The organism is Pseudomonas sp. Hp2 (genome assembly GCF_006386585.1).
Taxonomy (GTDB): Bacteria; Pseudomonadota; Gammaproteobacteria; order Xanthomonadales; family Xanthomonadaceae; genus Pseudomonas_S; species Pseudomonas_S boreopolis.
This window is the reverse complement of sequence record NZ_VAHJ01000003.1, coordinates 289,250-313,268: the sequence shown is the minus strand read 5'-3', so window position 1 is coordinate 313,268 and position 24,019 is coordinate 289,250. Positions and strand designations below refer to the sequence as shown.

18 protein-coding genes are annotated in these 24,019 nt (G+C 66.9%); 13 read left to right on the top strand and 5 right to left on the bottom strand.

What is annotated here, in order from left to right; all coding sequences use genetic code 11:
- Positions 1 to 8 precede the first annotated feature (8 nt).
- The 13 genes from FD678_RS10790 to FD678_RS10735 all read left to right on the top strand — a co-directional run bounded on the left by FD678_RS10790 (position 9) and on the right by FD678_RS10735 (position 17,978).
- Positions 9 to 1,619: a hypothetical protein gene (locus FD678_RS10790; RefSeq protein WP_140722849.1), complete on the top strand. Its 1,611-nt coding sequence runs from the start codon at positions 9 to 11 to the stop codon at positions 1,617 to 1,619.
- Entirely contained in the window at positions 1,616 to 1,744 is a 129-nt protein-coding gene (locus FD678_RS20610; protein ID WP_256661910.1) for a hypothetical protein, read from the top strand. Before FD678_RS10790 ends, FD678_RS20610 begins: the two co-directional genes overlap by 4 nt.
- 22 nt (positions 1,745 to 1,766) lie before the next feature.
- A complete protein-coding gene (locus FD678_RS10785; RefSeq protein ID WP_140722846.1) occupies positions 1,767 to 6,608 on the top strand; it encodes an RHS repeat-associated core domain-containing protein in 4,842 nt (1,613 codons plus the stop codon).
- 19 nt (positions 6,609 to 6,627) lie between these two features.
- Positions 6,628 to 6,996, top strand: coding sequence for a hypothetical protein (locus FD678_RS10780; RefSeq protein ID WP_140722843.1), 369 nt, complete (start codon positions 6,628 to 6,630; stop codon positions 6,994 to 6,996).
- 55 nt (positions 6,997 to 7,051) lie between these two features.
- Positions 7,052 to 11,539, top strand: a complete 4,488-nt coding sequence (locus FD678_RS10775) for an RHS repeat-associated core domain-containing protein (protein ID WP_140722840.1) — start codon at positions 7,052 to 7,054, stop codon at positions 11,537 to 11,539.
- Complete coding sequence (locus FD678_RS10770) at positions 11,527 to 12,132, top strand: hypothetical protein (protein WP_140722837.1); 606 nt, start codon at positions 11,527 to 11,529, stop codon at positions 12,130 to 12,132. The genes FD678_RS10775 and FD678_RS10770 overlap by 13 nt, the downstream gene beginning before the upstream one ends.
- Before the next feature lie 18 nt (positions 12,133 to 12,150).
- Positions 12,151 to 12,687, top strand: a complete 537-nt coding sequence (locus FD678_RS10765; RefSeq protein ID WP_140722834.1) for a hypothetical protein — start codon at positions 12,151 to 12,153, stop codon at positions 12,685 to 12,687.
- Between the two features lie 295 nt (positions 12,688 to 12,982).
- Positions 12,983 to 13,654, top strand: a complete 672-nt coding sequence (locus FD678_RS10760; RefSeq protein WP_218569646.1) for a hypothetical protein — start codon at positions 12,983 to 12,985, stop codon at positions 13,652 to 13,654.
- Positions 13,655 to 13,877: 223 nt separating this feature from the next.
- Positions 13,878 to 14,180 carry a hypothetical protein gene (locus FD678_RS10755; protein ID WP_140722826.1) on the top strand — a complete coding sequence of 101 codons (303 nt, stop codon included), beginning with the start codon at positions 13,878 to 13,880 and terminating at the stop codon, positions 14,178 to 14,180.
- Positions 14,181 to 14,732: 552 nt separating this feature from the next.
- The gene (locus tag FD678_RS10750) at positions 14,733 to 15,071 is read left to right on the top strand and encodes a hypothetical protein (RefSeq protein WP_140722822.1); all 339 of its coding nucleotides are present in this window, start codon (positions 14,733 to 14,735) and stop codon (positions 15,069 to 15,071) included.
- A gap of 200 nt (positions 15,072 to 15,271) precedes the next feature.
- A complete protein-coding gene (locus FD678_RS10745) occupies positions 15,272 to 15,877 on the top strand; it encodes a hypothetical protein (RefSeq protein WP_140722819.1) in 606 nt (201 codons plus the stop codon).
- A gap of 179 nt (positions 15,878 to 16,056) precedes the next feature.
- The gene (gene radA, locus FD678_RS10740) at positions 16,057 to 17,442 is read left to right on the top strand and encodes a DNA repair protein RadA (protein ID WP_140722816.1); all 1,386 of its coding nucleotides are present in this window, start codon (positions 16,057 to 16,059) and stop codon (positions 17,440 to 17,442) included.
- 146 nt (positions 17,443 to 17,588) lie between these two features.
- Positions 17,589 to 17,978 carry a DUF805 domain-containing protein gene (locus FD678_RS10735; protein WP_140722813.1) on the top strand — a complete coding sequence of 130 codons (390 nt, stop codon included), beginning with the start codon at positions 17,589 to 17,591 and terminating at the stop codon, positions 17,976 to 17,978.
- A gap of 81 nt (positions 17,979 to 18,059) precedes the next feature.
- Here the strand turns inward: FD678_RS10735 and FD678_RS10730 are convergent, their stop codons facing one another.
- The 5 genes from FD678_RS10730 to FD678_RS10710 all read right to left on the bottom strand — a co-directional run bounded on the left by FD678_RS10730 (position 18,060) and on the right by FD678_RS10710 (position 23,850).
- Positions 18,060 to 18,854 (bottom strand): DeoR/GlpR family DNA-binding transcription regulator, encoded by a 795-nt coding sequence (locus FD678_RS10730; protein ID WP_140722810.1) that lies wholly within the window; start codon positions 18,852 to 18,854, stop codon positions 18,060 to 18,062.
- A complete protein-coding gene (locus FD678_RS10725) occupies positions 18,851 to 19,504 on the bottom strand; it encodes an HAD family hydrolase (protein WP_177497740.1) in 654 nt (217 codons plus the stop codon). Before FD678_RS10725 ends, FD678_RS10730 begins: the two co-directional genes overlap by 4 nt.
- Before the next feature lie 24 nt (positions 19,505 to 19,528).
- Positions 19,529 to 20,659: an MFS transporter gene (locus FD678_RS10720; RefSeq protein WP_140722807.1), complete on the bottom strand. Its 1,131-nt coding sequence runs from the start codon at positions 20,657 to 20,659 to the stop codon at positions 19,529 to 19,531.
- A 561-nt stretch (positions 20,660 to 21,220) separates the two neighbouring features.
- Positions 21,221 to 22,117: an SMP-30/gluconolactonase/LRE family protein gene (locus FD678_RS10715; protein ID WP_140722804.1), complete on the bottom strand. Its 897-nt coding sequence runs from the start codon at positions 22,115 to 22,117 to the stop codon at positions 21,221 to 21,223.
- Positions 22,118 to 22,125: 8 nt separating this feature from the next.
- Positions 22,126 to 23,850: an IlvD/Edd family dehydratase gene (locus FD678_RS10710; RefSeq protein WP_140722799.1), complete on the bottom strand. Its 1,725-nt coding sequence runs from the start codon at positions 23,848 to 23,850 to the stop codon at positions 22,126 to 22,128.
- Positions 23,851 to 24,019 lie beyond the last annotated feature (169 nt).

Genomic DNA, 24,019 nt, shown 5'->3' with positions numbered 1-24,019 from the left:
GACCGCCGATGCAATCCAATCCCATGCTGCGCGGCGTCGAGGCACTGCGCGACGCCTGGCTGGAAGCCAGCGCCGATCCGGCGAAACGGCTGCTGGTGTGGCGGCTGCCGGCCAACGCCGCGCGCCTGCTGGCCGCATTCCTGCAGATGCAGGAGCACGAGGGCGATTGGAGCGTGCCCGATTACTTCCTGCGCCTGGACACGCCGTTCGACACCGGTTTCGGCTACAGCCGCGCGCTCAAGCAGGCGTTGCTGGAACGCTACCTCGGCAGCCAGGCGGAACTGCGCGACCAGGGCGTGGCCCTGGGCTGGCGCGGCCCGCAGCCGGCGCATGCCGATACCGCGGCAGGCACCGTGGAGGTCTGGCAGGACTTCGCGCGCCACCATGGCGAGCACCTGCGCCTGCTGGCGGTGGTGCTGGAGCCGGAACGGGCCAGCTACGAGGAAGGCCTGCAGCGATGGATCGAGGCGGCGCTGGCGGTGCTGCCGCCGCAGCTGCGGCTGGTGCTGGTGGACAGCCGCGAGCAGCCGCGCTGGCAGCCGCTGCTGGACCGCCACGGCAACAACGCCGCGATCGTCACCGCGCCGGTGGACATGTTCGACCTGGCGCGCGATACCGCGGCGCAATCCGGCGGCAGCGGTCCGCAAGTGATGTACCGGCAGTTGCTGACCGACCTGATGCTGCTGATCGAGCGCGGCCGCCCGCAGCAGGTCGCCGAGCGCGCCGAGCGCGCGCTGGGGTTGGCGCAGCGCCATGGCTGGCACGACCAGCAGGCCGCCGTGCAGATGATGGTGGCCGGCGCCTGGCTGAAGGGCGGCGACCATGCACAGGCGATCGCCGGTTATCGCCAGGCGCGCAGCGCCGCGCAATCGGCCGCCGCGCTGGGCCATGCCGCCGCGCCGCAACTGGCGATGCAGAGTTGGTTCGGCGAGGCCGGCTGCTGGCTGGCCGCGCAGCAGCCCGAGCGCGCCGCGCAGGCCTACCTGTCGGCCGCGCAGTCGGCCGCGGAGATCCCGCACCCGATGTTCGATATCGAGGGCCGGCGCATGGCGGGGTGGTGCCTGCTCCAGCACGGCCAGCGCGATGCCGCGCGCGAGCACCTGCTCGAAGCCGTGCGCGCCGCCAAGCCGCTGTCGGTCCAGGACCGGCAGGCCACCACCTTGCCGCAGGTGCTGTGGGAACTGCTGCAACTGCAGGACAAGGCCCGCGCGAAGAAGCTGGAGCAGGTGGTCCCCGCCTACCTGGCGCAGGCCACCCAACTGCACCGGCACGCCGACGAGCAGGCCGCCGCGCTCGGCCCGCGCCCGCCCGCCGCGCAACTGGACCGCATCGAGAACGAGCTGCAGGCGGCGCTGGAGCAGGCCTTCCATCGCGCCGGACGGGAACGCGAGCAGTTGATCCAGGGCGGGGACGAATTCTTCCGCAAGGTGGTCGCGGTGGGACGCGAGTTCCTCGATCCCGCCTGGAACGGCCTGCCGGCGATCCAGCATCCGCTGGACCACGAAGTGGCCGCCTGGAGCGAACCGCCGGCGATGCAGCCCTTGCCCGACCCGGCGCCGTTGTTGCAGGCGTCCGGCCAAACCCAGAACGGAGAAAGGAGCGCGGAAGCGGCGGCATGAGTTCGAGCAAATGGATGGTGATGGGCGTGGCCGTGCTGCTGGGCATGGCGGTGGTGGCCTGGATCGGCGTGGAGTACCGCGACGAGGTCAAGCAGTTCCTGCGCGCGCTGTTGCGCGCCTTGTAGCGCGCTCGCGAGGGGACGATCGATGAGCATCGCCGCCAAGCATTTCGACCCGCAGCTGGGCATCGACATCCACATGTACGCGATGCCGCCGTGCCCGTTGCCGACGCCGCACATCGGCCTGGTGCTGGACCCGTTCGACTACCTGCCGTTCATCGGCTCGACGGTGAAGGTGGGGGGCGTGCACCGGGCCACGGCGGGCACGGGCGGGCTGGACATCCACATCCCGCTGGGCGCGTGGGCGCCGCCGATGGCCGCACCGATGGGGCCGCAGTTCGACGGCGAGGAGATCTTCATGGGGAGCCGGACGGTGTCGGCGGACGGCGAGCCGTTCTCGCGGCTGGCGATGCCGGTGCTGGACTGCAACCTGGTGGGCCTGGTGGTGCCGTTCCGGCGCAAGAAGCCGAAGAAGCCGTTGCGTGCGCTGTCGCTGCCGACGGGGTTGAACGTGGCGATCCCGACCAACGTGACGGTGGGTGGCCCGCCGACGGTGTCATGGACGGCGCTGGCGTTCCGCGGCCTGTTCGCCGGGCTCGGCAAGCTGCGCCGCTCGCGGCTGGGTGCGCGGGCCGCCGAGGCGTTCCGCAACCTGCGCCGCAGCGTGTTCTCCAACCTCAAGCCCGGCTTCCTCAAGTGCAACGTGCTGCGCGCCGAGCCGGTGGACATCCGCGACGGCAGCGTCTCGGTGACGCACGAGGATTTCAGCGTGCCCGGTCGGCTGCCGCTGGCCTGGGTGCGCGCCTATCGGTCCAATCGCGACGAGTCCGGCAGCTGCGGCCATGGCTGGCGCACGCCGGCGGATATCCGGCTGGTGCTGGAGGGCGATGGTTGGGTCGCCTTCCACGACTCGTCCGGCGAGGCCTTGTTCCCGGCATTGCCGCAGGGCAGGGAGGTGGTGCTCGAATGCGTCGAGGGCGCCAGGCTGTCGCAGCGCGAAGGCCATTGGGTCGTGCGCTGCAAGGATGGCGTGAGCTACTGGTTCGAGCAGGCGGCCGGGTCGGATCGCTGGCCGATCGCGCGCATCGAGGACATCTGCGGCAACCACTGGCGCTTCGAGCGCCAGGGCGGCCACCTGGTGCGCATCGTCGAAAGCGGCATCGACGGCCTGCAGGGGCGTTTCATCGAAGTGGAAGCGCGGCAAGGGCGGATCGAGCGGATGCAACTGTACGATCCGGCCACCGGCCTGAACCATCCGCTGGTGTGCTACCGCTACGCGGACGGCGACCTGGCCGCGGCGCTGGACGCGCTCGATGCGGCGCGCACGTTCGAGTATCGCCAGCATCGGATGGTGCGCCACACCGACCGGGTCGGTCTGTCGTTCCACTATGCCTACGATGCCCAATGGCGGGTGGTGCGTTCCTGGGGCGACGGCGGGCTGTACGACTACCGCTTCGAATACGACGAACTGCTGCGGGAAACCCGCGTCACCGATTCCGCCGGACATGCGAGCGTGGTGAAGTTCGACGGCGCGGGGCTGCCGTTGTGCGAGATCGACCCGCTCGACGGCGTCACCCTGTTCGAGTACGACGGCTCCGGCCGGACCGTCGCCGTGACCGACGCCAATGGCCTGCGCCACGGTTTCGCCTACGACGAACGCGGCAATCTCCTCGAATGGCGCCGCCCCGACGGCAGCACGCTGCAACGGCGGTTCGACGACGACGACCGGCTGCTGCAGCGCATCGACGGATGCGGGGCGGCCACCCGCTTCGAGTGGAACGAGCGGGGCCTGCTGGCGGCGATGACCGATGCCCTCGGCGCGACCACCCGCTTCGCCTACCACGCCAGCGGGCAATTGGCCGAGACGACCGATGCGCTGGGCCATGTCACCCGGCTACGCTACGACCGCTACGGCAAGCTGGCGCTGCGCGAGGACGCCTTGGGCCAGCAGGAGCGCGCCGAGCACGACGCGCTCGGGCGCATCCTGCGGCGCTGGGACGTGGGCGGCAACCTCTTCGTCTACGAGCACGACGCGGCCGGCCGTCTGCGCGCGGTGCAGGCGCCGGACGGAAGGCGCAGCCAGTACCACTACGACGGCGAAGGACAGCTCGTGCGCCACCTGGACATGGATGGCGCATCGACCCGCCTGGACTACACGGGGCTGGGCTGGCTGTCGCGGCGGGTACGGCCCGACGGCGCGACCACCGAGTACCGCTACGACAAGGAAGGCCGCATCCGCGAGTTGGTCGATCCCAACGGGCAGACCTACGCGTGGCAGCGCGATGCGCGCGGTTGCGTGATCGCCGAGGTCGATTACTGGGGGCAGGTCCGCCGCTACCAGCGCGATGCCGCGGGCCGCGTCGTGCGCACCATCGATCCCTTGGGACGCAGCGTGCACCTGGAGCTGGACGCGATGGGGCGCGTCGTGCGGCGCCGCCATCGCGATGACGCCGATCCGCAGCGCTGGCATGCCGAGCACTTGCGCTACGACCGCGAGGGCCGCTTGCTGGAAGCGCGCAATGCGGCAGCCCATGTCCTGTGCGAATACGATGCCGCCGGGCGCTTGCTCAGCGAAGTGCAGAACGGCTTCGCCGTGCGCCATGCCTACGATGCGGTGGGCAACCGGGTCGGCCGAAGCAGCGATGCAGGCAACACGCTGGCGATGGAGTACGACCCGCTCGGGCGCCTGCAGCGGATGCGGGTCAACGGCGAGGACGCCCTGGAGAGCGTGCGCAACCGGCGCAACCAGACCGTGCTCGAACGCCTGGGCGAGCACCTGTCCCGCAATCTCGGCTACGACCTGTCCGGCATGGTCGCGCTGGAACAGTGGCAGGGCGCGCAAGGCGAACTGTTCGCGATCGCGCACGAGTACGACGCCGCCGGCAATGCCGTCGCGCGCCAGGATTCGGTGTTCGGCGAGGATCGCTACGGCTACGACGTCGCGCGCAGGCTCGTGGCGCACGACAGTGCGATGGAGGGGGAGCGGAGTTTCCCGCACGACGCGGCGGGCAATCGCCTGGCCACCCGCGTCGTGGCGCGGCGGGCCGTGGCGGGCGCGGACGCCGGCGCGATCGAGGAATGGTGGCGGGAAGGCGAGTGCGACGGCATCGGCTATCGCTTCGACCGTGCCGGCAACCTGGTGGCGCGCAGCCTGCGCCGGCAGGCCGGCCAGCCGACGCTCTCGTTGCGCTGGGATGCCCAGCAGCGCCTGGTCGAGAGTCGTTGGGAAGGCCGGCAGGACGCCACCCGCTACGCCTACGACGCGCTGGGCCGCCGGGTCTGCAAGCGCACGCCGCAGGCCACGACCTGGTTCTTCTGGGATGGCGACGTGCTGCTGGGCGAGGTGACCTGCGACGATCCCGCCCCCTCGTCGTTGTGGGACGGCAATGTCGCCGACCTGTACGAGGCGCGGCGGCGGCGCAAGCGCTTGCAGGACTTGCATGCCCAGGTGCGCGAATACGTGTACCGGCCGCATGGCTACGAACCCCTGCTGCTGATCGTGCCGGAGACGGTGACGGTGGTCCCCGCCGCTGCAGCAGGCAACGAACAAGTGCGGGCGCCCGCGCCGGAGGCGAGGACCGGCGCCAGCCCGCAAGAGCCGCTTCCGCCAGCCAAGCCGATCCCGCAGGCACCTGCCGGCCCGGCCCGGCCGCGGCAGGAACCGAGCAACGGACTGGGCGCGACGCTCGGCGGCGGCATGCGGCTGGGAGGAGCGCCGGGCCCTGCCGGCCCGCCAGCCACGGACGGTCCCACCGAGGAACCGGCGCGGCCCGCCGGCGCCCCGCCGGCCGCGCGGACGCTGGGGGCCCTGGGCAGCGCCACGCTGTTTCCATCGAGATCCCCGGCCAACGATGCGCCGCGTGCCCCGGTGCGGTCCGGCCCGGATGCCGCGAAGCCGGCCGGACCTGCGCAGGCCGGTGCGGCGGATGCGGTGGACGCCTCCGCGCCCGCTTCGCGCACCCTGCAAGTGCGGCGGATCTACTACTACTGCAACGACGTCAACGGCAGTCCGTTGCGCCTGCTGGATGCGCATGGCGAACTGGCCTGGGCCGCGGCTTCGGCGCCGTGGGGGCAGGTGCGGGCACGGTTGCGCGATGCGCGCCTGGCGCAGCCGTTGCGCCTGCCGGGGATGTACTACGACGCCGAGAGCGGGCTTTGCTACAACCTGGCGCGCTACTACGACCCGCAGGTCGGGTGCTATGCCGGCGCAGACCCGATGCTGCTCGCCGCCGGCGAGAACCTCTACGACTACGGCCACGGCAATCCGTTCCGCTGGATGGATCCGCTGGGCCTCGCTCCGTGCCGGCGCGGCGAGTGGATCTTTCCCGAAGGCGACTCGCGCAACGTCAACGACTACGACGTGATCTACACCAACGGCATCATGGGCAGCCGCGACGCCGCGGTGGAGCTGGCGAACAGCCGCGGCGTCGCCTACTACTACAACCCCAGCTTCTCGGAAGGCCTGCCGCGGTGGATACCGGGCTTCCTGCGCGGGCCGATCGGCGGCATGGGCGACGTGTTCGAGACCGCGGTGCAGAAGTTCGGGCGCGGCGGCGATCCATTGACCCAGGGTTTCATCGACGGGCTGCGCCAGCTCGACCACCCGGTCACCATCGTCGGCCACAGCCAGGGCGCCGCCACCGTCGTGCGTTCGGCCGCGCACATCCCGCCGGGATCGACCGTGGTGCTGCGCAGCCCGGCGGTGAGCTACAACACCGCGGCCGAAGCGCTGAACGGGGCCAACCTCGCCGAATGGCGCTACATCCAGCCGGTCGGCGACATCGCGCCCCTGTACGCCTCGAACAACCCGGGGCAGTGGGTCTCGCAGGTACGCCGCATTAATCCGATCAGGACCGTGGGCATCCATAATCAGAACGGATTGGGCCTGGGTACCGGCGATTTCCCCGGACCGACGTTCCCGAATGGCTGAAGGACGGAGGCACGTGCGCATGAACATCTGGTATTGGCTCCTGATCGCCGCTGGCCTGGCGGCCCTGTTGCTCGGGGCCTGCGCCAAGGCGTTCTCCGGCAATGGCAGCGGCATCGACTACCGGCGCGACGGCACGGGCAAGACGATCCTGCTGGACACCCCCGGGCAGCGCGCCGACGCGGCGATGGCCTACGACGCCAACATCGCGATGGAGCGGCGCGGCCACCGGCTCTCGGACGGCGGTACCTGGAACGACCGCTGGCTGCGCATCATCAAGTCCGTGCGCCGCAACAGCGAGAACCCGGAGTGGTACGTGCAGTACATCGTCACCAAGCGCCGCGAGGCCGGACTGCCCGAACTGGTGGGCCTGGACGACGACCCGCCTTGACGGGAACCCGCGCGCCAGGACGGCGCCGCGACACAGACGTTGCCGAGGGAGCCACATGAGCATCGCCGCCAAGCATTTCGACCCGCAGCTGGGCATCGACATCCACATGTACGCGATGCCGCCGTGCCCGTTGCCGACGCCGCACATCGGCCTGGTGCTGGACCCGTTCGACTACCTGCCGTTCATCGGCTCGACGGTGAAGGTGGGGGGCGTGCACCGGGCCACGGCGGGCACGGGCGGGCTGGACATCCACATCCCGCTGGGCGCGTGGGCGCCGCCGATGGCCGCACCGATGGGGCCGCAGTTCGACGGCGAGGAGATCTTCATGGGGAGCCGGACGGTGTCGGCGGACGGCGAGCCGTTCTCGCGGCTGGCGATGCCGGTGCTGGACTGCAACCTGGTGGGCCTGGTGGTGCCGTTCCGGCGCAAGAAGCCGAAGAAGCCGTTGCGTGCGCTGTCGCTGCCGACGGGGTTGAACGTGGCGATCCCGACCAACGTGACGGTGGGTGGCCCGCCGACGGTGTCATGGACGGCGCTGGCGTTCCGCGGCCTGTTCGCCGGGCTCGGCAAGCTGCGCAAGGCCAGTTTCGTGCGCAAGAAGCTGGACGCGTTCGCCAACTGGCGCAGGGCCAAGTGGGGCAACCTGCCGCCGGGATTCCTGAAGTGCAAGGTGCTGCGCGCCGAGCCGGTGGACATCCGCGACGGCAGCGTCTCGGTGACGCACGAGGACTTCTCGATTCCCGGGCGGCTGCCGTTGCCGTGGCGGCGCGTGTACAGCTCGCGCGAGGCCGCGCATGCGGGTAGCTGCGGCCATGGCTGGCAGACGCCGGCCGACATCCGGCTGCAGTTGTCGGCGGACGGCAGCGCCTGGCTGTCGGGGCCGGACGAGGCGGCGTTGTTTCCCCAGCTGCCGGCCGGCGACGGCATGGCCCACCATGTGCTGGATTTCGTCGACGGCGCGCGCCTGTATCGCGAAGGCGTGCATCTGCTGGTGCGCTTCAAGGACGGCCGCCGCTATCGCTTCGAACACGCGCCCGCTCCCGGCGTGGCGGTGCTGCCGGGCGACCGCACGCTACCGATCGCGCGCATCGAGGATGCCTGCGGCAACCACTGGCGCTTCGAGCGCCGCGACGGGCACCTGGTGCGCATCGTCGAGAGCGGCATCGACGGCCTGCAGGGGCGTTTCATCGAAGTGGAAGCGCGGCAGGGGCGGATCGAGCGATTGCAGCTGCACGACCCGGCCACCGGCCTGAACCATCCGCTGGTCTCCTACCGCTACGCGGGCGGGGACCTGGTCGCGGCGCTGGACGCGCTCGATGCGGCGCGCACGTTCGAGTATCGCCAGCACCGGATGGTGCGCCACACCGACCGGGTCGGTCTATCGTTCCACTACGCCTACGACGCCCAATGGCGGGTGGTGCATTCCTGGGGCGATGGCGGACTGTACGACTACCGCTTCGAATACGACGACCTGCTCCGCGAGACCCGCCTGACCGATTCGCTCGGCCACGCCACGGTGGTGAAGTTCGACGAGCATCGCCTGCCGCTGTGCGAGATCGATCCGCTCGACGGCGTCACCGTGTTCGAGTACGACGACTTCGGCCGCACCGTGGCGGTGACGGACCCGGAAGGCTTGCGGACGGGATTCGAGTATGACGAGCGGGGGAATGTCATCGGTGTCGCTCGGGCGGATGGAAGTCGCGTGCGGCAAGCGTTCGACAATGCGGATCACGTAATTGAGTTCGTGGACGCCGAAGGAGGGCGGTGGCGGCAGACATACGATGCCTTGGAGCGTCTGGTGGAGCAGATTGATCCACTGGGCGGAATAGTGAGTTACGGTTACAACGAGGCAGGGCAAGTGACATCGCGCAAGGATGAACGTGATGCCATCACGACCCTGCATTACGATCGATATGGCTTGCCGAGCCAAATGCAGCATCCTGAAGGCGCTGTTGTTCGTTACGAGTTCGATGCGCTCGGTCGCTTGAAGAGCTTGCGGGATCCGCTGGGGGCAGTTACCGAGTTCGAGTACGACCCGAAAGGACGGGTACTCGCAGTTCATGCTGGAAAGGCGGGGAGTACGCGTTACGGCTACGATGCGGAAGATCAGCTGATCGACTACATCGACCCCCATGGTGCTCGGACACGTTTTACTTACGAAGGTGTGGGTTGGTTGACTCGTCGCGTCAATGCGGACAGTACGCATGTGGATTATGCGTACGACAGCGAGGGGCGTCTTGAACGGGTCTGCAATCAACGCTGTGAGAATTACCTGCTAGAGCGTGATGCGCTGGGCCGCGTGACAGCGGAGGTCGATTACTGGGGGCAGCGTTGGCATTATGAGTACGACGCTGCAGGTAGGTTGCGTGCCAGCCTAGACCCATTGGGTCGACGAGTAGAATTCCGTACCGACGGAAGCGGTCGCCTGCTCAGTCGGAAGCATGGTTTCCCCAATGGGTCGGAAGAGCGTTTTTCTTACGACAGTCGCGGCAACTTGGTGGAATTTCGTAATGGAGCGCGTTGGGTAAAGCGTAGGTTCGATGCGTTAGGGCGCTTGATCGAAGAGAGTCAGGATGGATTCAAAGTCCAGTATGGCTACGACTTGGTTGGGAACCTCGTTAAGCGCGAAACCTCAACTGGAAATCGGATCGATTACGGGTACGATCTGGATGGAAACGTCGTTTCAGTGCGTATCAACGAGGCAACGCCAATCAGTATCCAGCGCGATACGGCCGGAAGAGTTCTATGTGAAACACTTGCGGTGGGCGTGGAGCGTCGATACGACTATCGCGAGGGTCGGCGAAAATCATCGCAGGCATTGCTGGTCGGTGGAGTTGAAAGATTTTCGGTCGCCTACAGCTACGATGCTTGTGGAAACCTGATTCGAAGGAGCGAAAGCGATGGCGGTGCGGACGAATATCGTTACGACCCGGTTGGCCGTTTGCTCGAGCATCTAGATCCGCAAGGGCGGCTGGAGCGTTTTATCACCGATACAGCCGGGGATCGGCTGGAAACAAGGATTATCGAACTGCCGGGGGCACAAGTTGCAGGTGGTTTCCCGGAGCCTGGTTCCTGGTGTCGAGAAGGGCGACTGCAGGGGCGGCGTTATCGATTCGATCGGGTTGGCAATCTTGTCTCCCGTGACGGCTCCCGACCTGGCGAGGAGACGATCTTTGAGTGGGATCCGATTGGACGCCTTGTCAGGAGCATATGTGGCGGAAAAGTGATCGAGTATGGATACGACGCAATCGGGAGGCGCGTTTTCAAGAAGTGTGAGGGGCGTACTACCTGGTTTTTTTGGGAAGGTGAAACCGTGCTGGCCGAGGTTGTCGAAGGCGGCAATGATCAGCCCGTGCTTCGCGTCAGCAATCCAGTGGATATCGGCGAGTGGAAACGGCATGAGCGTAAACTTGGTGAGATTCTTGCCAAATGTCGTGAGTACATTTACTACCCGGGCACTTTCGTTCCCTTGGCCTTGATCGAGCCTGTCTTGGATCATGAAGATGATGAAAAAAGTAAACGGTTGCCTTCTCCGCATGGCATGGCATCCGATAACGACGCCCGATTCCGCAAGCGTTCGAGCACGGGTGTTCCGGGAAGTCGCGCGCGCGACACTCTCATGGGGCTTGGGTCACTAGGAACGGCTGTGTTGGGCGGTGTGCGATCGGTCCCGGTGGATCCGGGAATATCGATGCCCGCCGATACGGTAGTGGAGGAATCTGCCGGCATGGCAGAGGCTCCGGTGCGCGCCACGGAGACAAGGGCATCAGTCAAGATCTATCACTATCACGTCGATCCCAATGGTGCGCCGACGCGCCTGACTGATCTGGATGGGTGCACTGTCTGGCGTGGCCGTTATGAGCCGTGGGGACGGGTGGAAGTTGATCCTGCAAGTACAGTACGCAATCCCCTTAGGTTTCAGGGGCAGTACCACGATGCAGAGACCGATCTGCATTACAACCGGTACCGCTACTACGACCCCGGCCTGGGGCAATACCTTAGCATCGACCCGACCACGCTCGGTGGTGGAAGCAACTTCTATGCTTATGTTCGCAATCCACTTGGGTGGATAGATCCGCTCGGCTTGATGCCGTGGGCGGTGGATGGAGTCACCGCACGAATTCGTATCATAGGTCCAGATGGCGTGGAGGCCGACCGGGTATTCAAAAGCGTACCTAGGGTCCATCATGCCGAAGTGAACGGGTTGAAATGGTTTCTCAACGATGGAGACGGCTTCGAGGGCAAGCATGTGGTGATAAGCGACGTCATCGGAAGTTACGTGCCGGAAGGTCCAGGGCCGGCACCTGTTTGCAATAAATGTAGGGCAGATATCTTCGACTACCTGCAACAGGGAAGGGCGGCCAGTGTGACGCTTCCGGTTACCATCGGTAAGGAGGTGCGTGATTACGTCACTATTGATGCCAAAGACTTCGGGCATGTCTCGGAGCGTATGCGGCAATTGCGGGATAGTGGACTGGACAACAACACCAAGGCCAAGCAGGCTTGGGAATACTTGATGAAGTACAGCTCATGCAGAAAGTAAGCAACCCCGAAAACTCGGCATTGACCTACATCCCGCGCATGCCGGAGCTGGCACTGGTGACGGGAATCGGCCTGGTCCATGGAAAAGAGCCCGGCCTGTGGTTGGATGTCGCCCCTTATGGGGATCCTGAACTGGTCCGGGCGGATGATTTCATGCTGTCCGACGATGGTGGCACGATCAGGTTCGTTGCGGCCGGCGAGACATACCAGGTCGACAGCGGTGCGGCCTGCGACCGCATTCTGTTTTCCGCCATGGCGGACATCGCCTCGAGGGCGGTCGTCTTGCGCCATGACGGTCGGGATCGCATTGAGGTCCTGTTCGAGCAGGGGCGGATCGAATCCCTGCGCGTGGGCCGGTTCGAGGAGGGCAACCCGGAGGATTACTTCACGGTGATCTTCCGCGAGCAGGGCATGTTCTATGTGCGCGGCGCACCGCATGCACGAGTTCCGTTGCGCAGTCTCATCATGCAAGGCGAGGCGTTGGTCGCGGTGGCGGAGGACCGCGAGTTCCTTTACGAGGTCCAGGCCGAACCCTTTCTGCTGGACTTGCTCGGGAGATTGATCGATTCGCCAGCGGAAATGGGCGGAAGTTGACGGTCGCACGGATGAGCGATGGAAAAGTACTTTGAACTCCTGCATCCGACGCCGCTGGGCGAGTTCTCGATCGCCATGCGCGGGGAGGATGAGTTCGGCAGCGCGATGTTCGTGGACGATCCGGTGGCGACCGTCGATGTCGAAAGGGTGGACGTCGATGTGGACCTGGACATCGGGACGTTCGACAGGGTGGGGCCCGATTACCTCCAAACGACCAAGGGGATCCCGATCTTTTCCGAAAGGTTCGTGGTGTCGATGCCCGAGGCCTTCGGGCAGGGTGTCGTGACGGTATCGGCGGTGCTGCACTTACGCGGCGGCAGCCGGAACTACCTGGCGGGCAGGGTCGAGCGCGCGTTGGACCTGGTCGATGCCGATGCGTCGTCGTTCTCCAACATTCGTGGGATGAAGATCCTGACGCGGCCCGTGTTCAAGCCGGCGAAACAGAAGTTCTACCTGGCGCGGGATCGTGCGTTCCGGATGTACATGGTTGCGTCGGAGGATTTGGTCGGGCGGATAGAAGCGCATAAGTTGAAGCTCGAGTTCCTGCCGTATTGAGCCGTCGCGGCCGAGGTGACGCCGTCATCTCGTCCAAGACCGGCAGCAATGCTCTTGCCGGCCAGGCTTCCGAGTGGTGCAGGTCCATGGCAAGGGCGAAAACGGCGTACGTCTGCAACGAATGCGGTGCGAAGTACAGCAAGTGCGGCCTGGCGCCAGGTCGGTACCCGAGTTCGATACACTGAAGGATATGGCGAACAACGTGCTTGGTTTTTCTCTGTTCGCGAGGTTGGTGTAGTCCAGGGATTGAAGTTCTAGGCCAGTTATGAGGATCTTCGAAAGATCGGAGTTCAGGATGGTTTTCGACGACGGAGGGTCGACGTTCGAGGACATCGGCTTGAATGGATGCGTCTTCGACAACTGCGGCTTGTCGCTGGCGAAATCTCCGGAAGGGATGACGCGGGTGAAGGGCGTAGTCGCGACCAAGTGCAAGGTGGTGAATTCGGAGATCGGTCCTTGCGTGTTCGAGGACGTCGTTGTCGATGAACTCGCAACGAATCCCATACTCTTGATCTGGTCATCGTTCTTCCGACGGGTGAGGCTCTCGGGCAAGATTGGAAAGATCGGGATCAACGTGCCTCCGGAGGCTTTCTTTACCGATTCGAAAGTCCTGCACGATTTTTCCGTCGCTCGTGAGGCGTTCTATCGCGAAACCGATTGGGCGCTAGATATTTCGGATGCGAAGTTTGTCGATTTCAGGTGCGAAGGGATTCCGCTGGATTTGATAAGACGGGATCCTGAGACTCAGGTGGTAATCCGGAAGTCCATGTTGCCTGGATTGGAAGTATTCGAGGGGGGATTCAGGAAGGATTTCCGGGAGCTCTATTTCAGTCTTGTCGACTTCCTGGAGTCTCCTCGACAGGTAGAGCTTCTCGTGGTTCCGCTGGGAGCTCCCAAGGCAAGAAGGGACGCCTGGGCATCAGGAATCGGCGAGCTTCGCTCGCGAGGATTCCTGGCGGAAGGATAGCCGTTGGGACGCTTAGGTCTCACGGACCGTCGGCGGGGATCATGAGCTTCGCTATGAGATCCGGCCAGATCCTTGCTCTTGGGCTGCCTGGGAAGGAGCTGTCGTGCCTCCGGTGAGGCCGGCCGCCTCGTTCTGGGGCTCGATCCTTCAGCCGGTGGCGGATGGAGCCGCGCAACACTCCGGCGCCTCCACGAATATTTTCCAGAAAATGCGGACGCAGGAGATGAGCCAGCAAGCCACGCATTTGATCAACAAGGCACTTCTGTTGCTGGACCGAGGCGAGTTCGAACGGGCCTTGGAGTGCCTTGGCCAAGCGACGGGCGAAGCCGAACGGGCTGGAAGCGCGATTGGGCTTGTAAGGGCCCTGGTAATCCAAGGCGTCGTGCTGCGCGAGCAGGGGCGTGCGGAAGGGGCGAACTCTTTGCTCGAACGGGCATTGGCTGTGGAGCTGGACGAAGACCAGCAGGAGATGCTCGATTATGAGCTCCAGCGTGCACGGGACTTGCTGGATGCGCGCCAGGGCTAAGGGCGAATGCCGATGCATGATGTGCCGGTTGATGATGTATCCCATGGGCCGGGGCGAGGATGAAGAGTGGACATTGGCAAGCTTGCTGCTCTTTGCGGTATACGCGTGGCAACCTCGGCCGCCGGGCTGGATGAGCTCCGGCGTGCCTGGCTGCCTCCCGCGTTGGTGGAGTTGTATCGGCAAGCCGGCGGACGGATTCGAAACGCCTTCGGAAGTCGTCGTTTACCGGATCGAGGATTTGGCGGATCGCAGCGAAACATTCGAAGTGGCCCGGTATAGTCCCGGCTATTGCCTGATCGGTGACGACAGCGGCGGGCGAGGCTTTCGGATGGCCTGCGATGGTAGTTCAGATGCGGTATTCATCTCTGGGCGACTTGGATCCGGAGGATTTTGAGAAGGTGGGAGCGTCGCTGCAGTCATGAATCGACGGCTTGGAATGAGATGCAGGGAATTCCAGCGCGCTGAAAAGGTGCCATGATGAACAGCAGGGACTTGCAGGGAATCGTCGGGATCGAGGCGATCTTTTCCACTGCTCCAAGGGTGGGGGGCTGAATGGGTTCTCGTGCCAATGGGCACCATGGCGATCCGAAGGAAGATCGGATCGCCTATGCCCGCGAACTGTCGCAGCAGCTGGATGGCATGGTGTCGCTGCCTTCGGCCGCGGGAGGTGTCGCCTATTTCAAGATCGTCTACCGGGGCGAGGGCGTGTTCTACCATCACGCTGGGCGATCGTTGATCTGCGACCTGATCATCCCGCGGCGGCTGGTCGTGGAGAAGTCGATTTCCCTCTGGGACGATGGGGCTCGTGTCGCCGACGGGGAGCGCGAGCAGATAAAGGCCGACTTGCAGCGTTACTTCGAGTTCCGGGAGATGCCGGTTCAGGTGGCTTGAGCGTTCGGACCGATGTATCGCTCTCGGGTCAGGAGCGGGATCTTCCGTCGATGGTCGCAGTGATTGGGCGTGGGATGCTTCAGGTATTGATACGCTTTGCTTGAGGATTACCGGCTGGATGGCGAAGGAGCGCCTGGAGCCCTGGCAAGCTGGATGGGATCGATGAATCGGGTTGTGGAAGAGCCTTGGCCGACTCTCGCGTGAAGAAGGTAACCGACCCCGAAAACTCGGCATTGACCTACATCCCGCGCATGCCGGAGCTGGCACTGGTGACGGGAATCGGCCTGGTCCATGGAAAAGAGCCCGGCCTGTGGTTGGATGTCGCCCCTTATGGGGACCCTGAACTGGTCCGGGCGGATGATTTCATGCTGTCCGACGATGGTGGCACGATCAGGTTCGCTGCGGCCGGCGAGACATGCCAGGTCGACAGCGGTGCGGCCTGCGACCGCATTCTGTTTTCCGCCATGGCGGACATCGCCTCGAGGGCGGTCGTCTTGCGCCATGACGGTCGGGATCGCATTGAGGTCCTGTTCGAGCAGGGGCGGATCGAATCCCTGCGCGTGGGCCGGTTCGAGGAGGGCAACCCGGAGGATTACTTCACGGTGATCTTCCGCGAGCAGGGCATGTTCTATGTGCGCGGCGCGCCGCATGCACGAGTTCCGTTGCGCAGTCTCATCATGCAAGGCGAGGCATTGGTCGCCGTGGCAGAGGACCGCGAGTTCCGCTACGAGGTCCAGGCCGAACCCTTCCTGCTGGACTTGCTCGGGAGATTGATCGATTCGCCCGCGGGAATGGGCGGAAGTTGACGGTCGCACGGATGAGCGATGGAAAAGTACTTTGAACTCCTGCATCCGACGCCGCTGGGCGAATTCTCGATCGCCATGCGCGTATTGAGCCGCCGCGGCAGGGGACGGCGCCACCATCTCGCCATCTGAGACCGGCAGCTTCTATGCTTGCCGGCCAGGCTTCCGAGTGGTGCAGGTCCATGGCAAAGGCGAAAACGGCGTACCTCTGCAACGAATGCGGTGCGGAGTACAGCAAGTGGCAGGGGCAGTGCGCCGAGTGCGGGGCCTGGAACACGTTGAGCCAGATCGTGCTGGAGAGCGCGGCGGCGGGCGGGAAGGCGCCGGCCGCCGCGCGCCGCAGCGGCTGGGCGGGCGTGGTCGAGGCGCCGAAGATCACCCCGCTGAAGGACGTGCAGCATGCCGAGCACGCGCGGGTCTCCACGGGCATCGGCGAGCTGGACCGCGTGCTCGGCGGCGGGCTGGTGGAGGGGGCGGTGGTGCTGGTCGGGGGCGATCCGGGCATCGGCAAGTCGACGCTGCTGCTGCAGGCGCTGGCCAGGATGGCCGCGCAGTTGCCGGTGCTGTACGTGACCGGCGAGGAGTCGCTGGGGCAGGTGGCCGGGCGCGCGGTGCGCCTGGACCTGCCGCTGGACGGGCTCAACGCGCTGTCGGAGACCTGCATCGAGCAGATCCTGCAGCATGCCAGCAGCGCGCGGCCAAAGCTGATCGTGGCCGACTCGGTGCAGACCCTGTGGAGCGAGTCGCTGACCGCCGCGCCCGGTTCGGTCAGCCAGGTGCGCGAGAGCGCGGCGCGGCTGGTGCGCTACGCCAAGGAGACCGGCACGGCGGTGTTCCTGGTCGGGCACGTCACCAAGGAGGGCGGCATCGCCGGGCCGCGCGTGCTCGAGCACATGGTCGATGCGGTGCTGTACTTCGAGGGCGACAGCGGCAGCCGGTTCCGCGTGCTGCGCGCGTTCAAGAACCGTTTCGGCGCGGTCAACGAGCTCGGCGTGTTCGCGATGGGCGAGAAGGGCCTGAAGGAAGTGCCGAACCCCTCGGCGATCTTCCTGTCCGGCGGCAGCGCGCACCAGCCGGGCAGCTGCGTGATGGTGACCCGCGAGGGCACGCGGCCGCTGCTGGTGGAGGTGCAGGCGCTGGTGGACGCGTCGCCGCTGTCCAATCCGCGCCGGGTCGCGGTGGGGCTGGAGCAGAACCGGCTGGCGATGCTGCTGGCGGTGCTGCATCGGCATGGCGGGGTGATGGTCGGCGACCAGGACGTCTTCATCAACGTGGTCGGCGGCATCCGCGTGCAGGAGACCGCGGCGGACCTGCCGGCGCTGCTGGCGATCCTGTCCTCGCTGCGCGACCGGCCGTTGGCGGGGAAGACCATCGCGTTCGGCGAGATCGGCCTGTCCGGCGAGATCCGCCCCGTGCCCAACGGCGAGGAACGATTGCGCGAGGCGGCCACGCACGGCTTCAAGCGGGCGATCGTGCCGCGCGCCAACGCGCCCAAGGCCGGGACGGTCAAAGGCATGGAGATCTTCGCCGTGGAGCGGCTGGCACAGGCGCTGGAAGTGGCGGGATAAGCCGGCTTTTGCCGATCCTGGCGATCTTGCGCTGCCGGGCCGTACGCCCGGTCGGTCCGCGCCGGCGGGGCCTGAAATTGTCGCGCCCGTGTGGCAATATCCCGCGCCGCTGCAATCGGGCAGTCAATTAAAAAAGGATGCTTCAAATGGATTGGATGCTGATGCCGTTGAAACGCTACGCCGATTTCAATGGCCGCTCCCGGCGCAAGGAATACTGGATGTTCATGCTGTTCTACACCCTCGTGGTGATGGCGCTCGGGATCCTTGCCGTGATCGGCGGCGTGGCCGGGGGGAGCGAGGGCAAGATGGGGCCGCTGGGCGTCTTCGTCCTGGTGGTGCTGGGGCTGTTCGTGCTGGCGATGATCGTGCCCTCGATCGCGGTGTCGGTACGCCGCTTCCACGACCAGGGCAAGTCGGGCTGGTTCTATCTGCTCAGCCTCATCCCCTACGTCGGCGGGTTCATCGTGCTGGTCTTCATGTGCTTCGAGGGAACCCCGGGGCCGAACATGTACGGACCCGACCCGAAGCAGGGTTGAGATCCGGGCGTGAAGCGAAGGGCGGCCATGGCCGCCCTTCTTTCTTGCGGCGTGCCGGCGCACGGCCGAGATGGCGCGGCGTCAGGCCGCATCTTCGGCCGGGCCGGCGACGTGCACCTGCACCGCGCGAGCGAGGAACGGTTCCAGTTGTGCCGGCGCGGCGTCGTGCTCCACGACCAGGTGGTCGATGGCCTCCGTCGCGGCGACCTGGTAGGCCGCCTGCGTGCCGAGCTTGTCGCTGGTGGCGACCACCACGCTCTCGCTGCTGGCGGCGATCATGGCGCGCTTGAACAGGCTTTCCTCGCTGTCCACGCCCCACAGGCCGCGCTCGGCATCGATCGCGCAGGCGCCGGGAAAGCACAGGTCGGCGCGCACCCGGCCGAGCTGCTCTATCGCCTGGGCGCCGATCGCGGCACCGATGCGCGGGTCGATGCGGCCGCCGACCAGCAGGGTCTCGAAGCCTTCGCGCGCCATCAGGCACTGGGCGATGTCCGGTGCGTTGGTGACCACGGTCAGGCGCTGCCGTTCCGGCAAGGCGGCGGCGATGGCGCTGTTGGTTGAGCCGGCATCGAGCAGCAGCACCTGCCCGGGCCGTACCAGCGCCGCCGCCTTGCGCGCGAGCGCATGCTTGCGCGCGGGGTGTTCGCCCTGGCGCTGCGCCAGGGGAGCGAAGGTGGGCGTCGGCGGCAGTGCGCCGCCGTAGACGCGGCGGCACAGGCCTTGCGCGGCCAGCTCGCGCAGGTCGCGCCGGATCGAATCCTCGGAAACGCCGAACGCGATGGCGAGCTCGGCGGCCACCACGCGCCCCTGTTCGCGCAGGCGCCGCAGGATCGCCTGTTGGCGTTCCTGCGGCAGTACGTCGGCCGGTGCGTTCATGGCGCCGGCTCCTCCGCGCGCAGCGGCAGCCCGAGCGCGACCAGGTCGCGGCGCAACTGGGCAGCGTCGCGGAAGCGCACGGCATGCAGGCCTTCGGCAGCCGCGCCGGCGACGTTGTGCGGGGCGTCGTCGATGAACACCGCGCGCTGCGGCGCGATCCCGTAGCGCGACAGCAACAGCCGGAAGATCGCCGGGTCCGGCTTGATCAAGCGCTCTTCGCCGGAGACCAGGATGCCCTCGAACCATCGCAGGAACGGAAAGCGCTCGCGCGCCACCGGAAAGGTCTCGTGCGACCAGTTGGTGAGCGCGTACAGGCGCAGGCCGCGCTCGTGCAGCTCGTGCAGGATCGCCACGCTGCCGGGGATCTCGCCGGCCAGCATCTCCGGCCAGCGCGCGTGGTAGGCGGCGATCAGCGCCGCATGCGCCGGGTGGCGCGCGCTGAGTTCGGCGACGGCCTCGCGCCAGGGGCGGCCCGCGTCCTGCTGCAGGTTCCATTGCGGGCTGCAGATGTCGGCGAGGAAGCGCTCCATCGCATCGTGGTCGTCGAACAGTTGGCGATAGAGGTGGCGTGGGTCCCAATCGATCAGTACGCCGCCCAGGTCGAATACCACGGTGTCGATGGAGGGCCGGGAGGTGGGAGGTGCGCTCATCAGGGTTTTCCGGTGGGAAGGGAGTCAGCGGCGGACCAGGCGTGCGCCGGTGGCCACGAGCAACAGCAATGCGGCCACCGTCGCCAGCGCGGCCGGCAGGCTGCTGGCATGCGCCAGGAAGCCGATCAGGGCCGGCCCGGCCAGCAGGCCCGTGTAGCCGAGGGTGGTGAGGGTGGCAAGCGCGACGGCCGGGGAGGTGCCGGGCAGGCGCCCCGCGCTGCCGAAGATCACCGGGATCAGGTTGGACGCGCCCAGGCCGGTGAGCACGCAGCCGAGCAGGCCGGCGCCCGCTCCCGACGACAGGGTGGCCAGCAGCAGGCCGCTGGCCGCCAGGGCCGCCCCGATCGCGACGATGCGCACGGGGCCGAAGCGTCCCACCAGGTGGTCGCCGGTGAACCGGCCCGCGGCCATCGCCACCGAGAACGCGGCATAGCCGAGCCCGGCGCTGGCGGCGGGCAGCCCGTGGTGGTCGCGCAACAGCACCGCGCTCCAGTCGAGCATCGCGCCTTCCGCCATCAGCACGATGAAGCAGAACACGCCGAGCGTCAGCACCGGCCCATGCGGCAGGCGCAGCGGTACCGACTCCGCCGCCGGCGGTGCCTGCACCATCAGCCCGCCGCGTTGCCACAGCAGCAGCGCGAACAGCAGCATGGATACCAGCAGCGTGCTCGCGAGCAGCGGCAGGCCGCTGCCGAGCAATGCGCTCATGCCGGCGGCGCCGACCAGCCCACCGAGGCTGAACAGTCCATGGAAACTGGACATCACCGCGCGCCCGGCATGCTTTTCCGCATCCACGCCATGGGCGTTCATCGCCACGTCGAGCATGCCGAGCGAGCCGCTGAAGTAGAGCAGGGCCAGTACCAGCAGCGGCACGCTCGGCGCCAGCGCGATGGCCGGCAGGCCCAGGCACAGCGCCAGCGCGCTGGCCACGATCACCCGGCGGCTGCCGAAGCGATGGCTGAGCAGGCCGCCGAGCGGCATGGCGATTATCGAACCGGCGCCGAACGCCAGCAGCACCAATCCCAGTTCCCCGGCGTCCAGGCCGAAGTCCGACTTGATGTAGGGCACGACCGGGGCCCAGGCGGCCATCGCGATGCCCGAGAGCAGGAACATCGCGCGGGTCGCGCGGATGGCGGTGTTGGCGCTGGCGGACATGGATGCGTGATTCGGCAGTGGATGCAGGGGAATCAAATGATATTACATGAAAACGTGAATTAATGTGCACAAACGTGCATGACATGCGGGAGGAGGCGCGCCTCGGCGGAGGTTGGAATGGGAAGTGGCTCCGCATGGCCGGGAGCCGTCTTGGTGAAGGGTTTTGCCCGTTCGCGCCCGATGGCGCCAACCCCGGGCGTCCGATCTCGACCGGCTTCAGTTGTCCTGCCAAACGACCGTCGCCTCCCGGCAAAGGCGAGGGGAGAACGGGGGCTTGCGATCCATTGCGCGCACCCGGTGGAACGCCGGAACGCTATGCGGAGGCTGGACGTAGATGGGATCTTGCCGCTGCAACGGCTCAAGTCGCTGGGTCCTCGCCTGCGCGGGGCGATGGGAGCGGGACGGATCGAGCGGCTTTTGTGGGAGCGGCTTCAGCCGCGATGGGGCTTTACCGCTGAAGCCGCTCCCACAAGAAACCGCTCCCACAGGAGTGGGCTTCCGCGGAGGCGGAGGCCGCAGCTGCGGCGAACGGGGCAGGCAGGTGCCTGGAACGGAAGCGCGTTATCCGGCGAAGCAGTGCGCAGGCACGCCTGCGACGTCGAGCTCGACCGCGAACAGCCCGCCGGCCAGCGGCTGGGCGGCGCGTTGCGCCTCGTCCAGGCCGACCGTGGCGGTGGTGATGTAGAGCGTGCGCAGGTCCGGGCCGCCGAAGGCGCAACTGGTGACGTGGGCGGTGGGCAGCTCGATCTTCGCCAACTGCGTGCCTTCGCCGTCGTGGCAGGTGACGGCGCTACCGCCCCAGCGCGCGATCCAGACGTGGCCGGCGGCGTCGGTGGTCATGCCGTCGGGCGCGCCTTCGCTGGCCTCGTCGTGCTGCAGCCACAGGCGGCGTTCGCCGAGCGTGCCGCTGTCGGGATCGAAGTCGATCGCCCAGGTGCGCGCGTGGCCGGTCTCGTTGAAGAACATCGTTCGGCCATCGGCCGACCAGGTCGGGCCGTTGGCGATGTGCACCTGGTCGAGATGGCGGGCGCAGCGGCCGTTGCCGTCGAATCGGTACAGCGCGCCGGTGGAGGCCGTGCACGCGTAGTCGGTACTGCCCGCCCAGAAACGGCCGCGCGCGTCGCACTTGCCGTCGTTGAACCGGTTGTGGCGCCGCTCCGGTTCCGGCCGGTGCAGGCGCGTCAGCGTGCCGCTGTCCGGATCGAAGAAGGCCAAGTCGTGGCGCAGGCTGACCAGCAGCCCCGGCGCCTGCGCGCGCTCGGCGACCGCGGAGATTTCCTCGTCGAACGTCCAGCTGCGGGTCGCGCCGCCGTCGGGCGTGTAGCGGTGCAGGCGCTTGCCGAGGATGTCGACGAAGTACAGCGCCTGCTCGCGCGGCGACCAGCAGGCGCCTTCGCCCAGCGTCGCCTCCAATGGCCAGAGGCATTCCACCGGGCCGCTGCGGACGATCGAGGCCATGGCGCGCCTCAGTGCGAGTCGCGGGTGACGCGGTCGCCGCTGCCTCCGACCAGGATGTCCAGGTCGGCGCCGAGATGCGCCTGCTGCACGTGGTCGACGTACAGCTTGGCCCAGCCGCGGATGGGCGCCGGGGGCGGCGTCCACTCGGCGCGGCGGCGCGCGAGCTCCTCGTCGGACACGTCCAGGTGCAGGCGGCGGCCGGGCACGTCGAGCTCGATGAAGTCGCCGTCGCGCACCAGCGCGAGGTTGCCGCCGGCGGCGGCCTCGGGCGAGGTGTGCAGCACCACGGTGCCGTAGGCGGTGCCGCTCATGCGCGCGTCGGAGACGCGCACGATGTCGGTGATGCCGCGGCGGAGCAGCTTCGGCGGCAGCGGCATGTTGCCGACCTCGGCCATGCCCGGGTAGCCGCGCGGGCCGCAGTTCTTGAGCACCATCACGCAGGTCTCGTCGATGTCGAGCGCCTCGTCGTCGATGCGTTTCTTGAAATCCTCGATGTCCTCGAACACCACCGCGCGGCCGCGGTGCTGCAGCAGGTGCGGCGAGGCGGCCGAGGGCTTGATCACCGCACCGTCCGGCGCCAGGTTGCCGCGCAGCACGGCGATGCCGGCCTCGGTCTTGAACGGCTCGGCCAGCGGGCGGATCACGTCGCGGTTCCAGCACGGCGCGTCGGCGATGTTCTCGCCGAGCGTGCGGCCGTTGGCGGTCACCACGCCCAGGTCCAGGTACCCGGAGATCTCGCGCAGCACCGCGGGCAGGCCGCCGGCGTAGTAGAAGTCCTCCATCAGGTACTGGCCGGAGGGCTTGAGGTTGACCAGGCACGGCAGGCGCGAGCCGAGCTCGTCCCAGTCGCCGAGCTTGAGGTCGACGCCGATGCGGCCGGCCAGCGCCAGCAGGTGGATCACCGCGTTGGTCGAGCCGCCGATCGCAGCGTTGGTCTTGATCGCGTTCTCGAAGGCGGCGCGGGTGAGGATCTTCGACATGCGCAGGTCCTCCTTCACCATCTCGACGATGCGGCGGCCGGTGAGGTGGGCCAGGCGGAAGCGGCGCGCGTCCACGGCCGGGATCGCGGCGTTCTCCGGCAGCGACATGCCCAGCGCCTCGACCATGCTCGCCATCGTCGAGGCGGTGCCCATGGTCATGCAACTGCCCTTGGAGCGCTGCATGCAGGCCTCGGCCTCGACGAACTCGTCCTGGCTCAGCGTGCCGGCGCGCACCATCTCCGACATCTGGATCACGCCGGTACCCGAGCCCACCGGCTGGCCGCGCCAGTTGCCCGACAGCGAGGGGCCGCCGGACAGGCCGATCGTCGGCAGGTCCACGCTGGCCGCGCCCATCAGCAACGACGGGGTGGTCTTGTCGCATCCCATCAGCAGCACCACGCCGTCGATCGGGTTGGCGCGGATCGATTCTTCCACGTCCATGCTGGCGAGGTTGCGGAACAGCATCGCGGTGGGGCGCACCTGGGTCTCGCCCAGCGACATCACCGGGAACTCCAGCGGGAAGCCGCCCGCTTCGTACACGCCGCGCTTGACGTGCTCGGCCAGCTCGCGGAAGGAGCTGTTGCACGGGGTCAGTTCCGACCAGGTGTTGCAGATGCCGATCACCGGACGGCCGTCGAACAGGTCGTGCGGCAGGCCGAGGCCCTTCAGCCAACTGCGATAGTAGAAACCCTGCTTGCCTTCGCGGCCGAACCAGTCCTGGCTGCGCCTGGACGGTTTTTTGGGTGAACCCATGGATGCGGAATCCTCGTGCGGGTGGTGCGGGGGAGCGTCGTCCCGCCGGATGCCCGGCCGGAACGCTTTACGGCGGCGATCCTACCGGGCATATTGATATTGTAAAAATAACAATATCCGCATTATCGATATATATATGGATATCGATATGCGTCCATCTCGCAAAGGC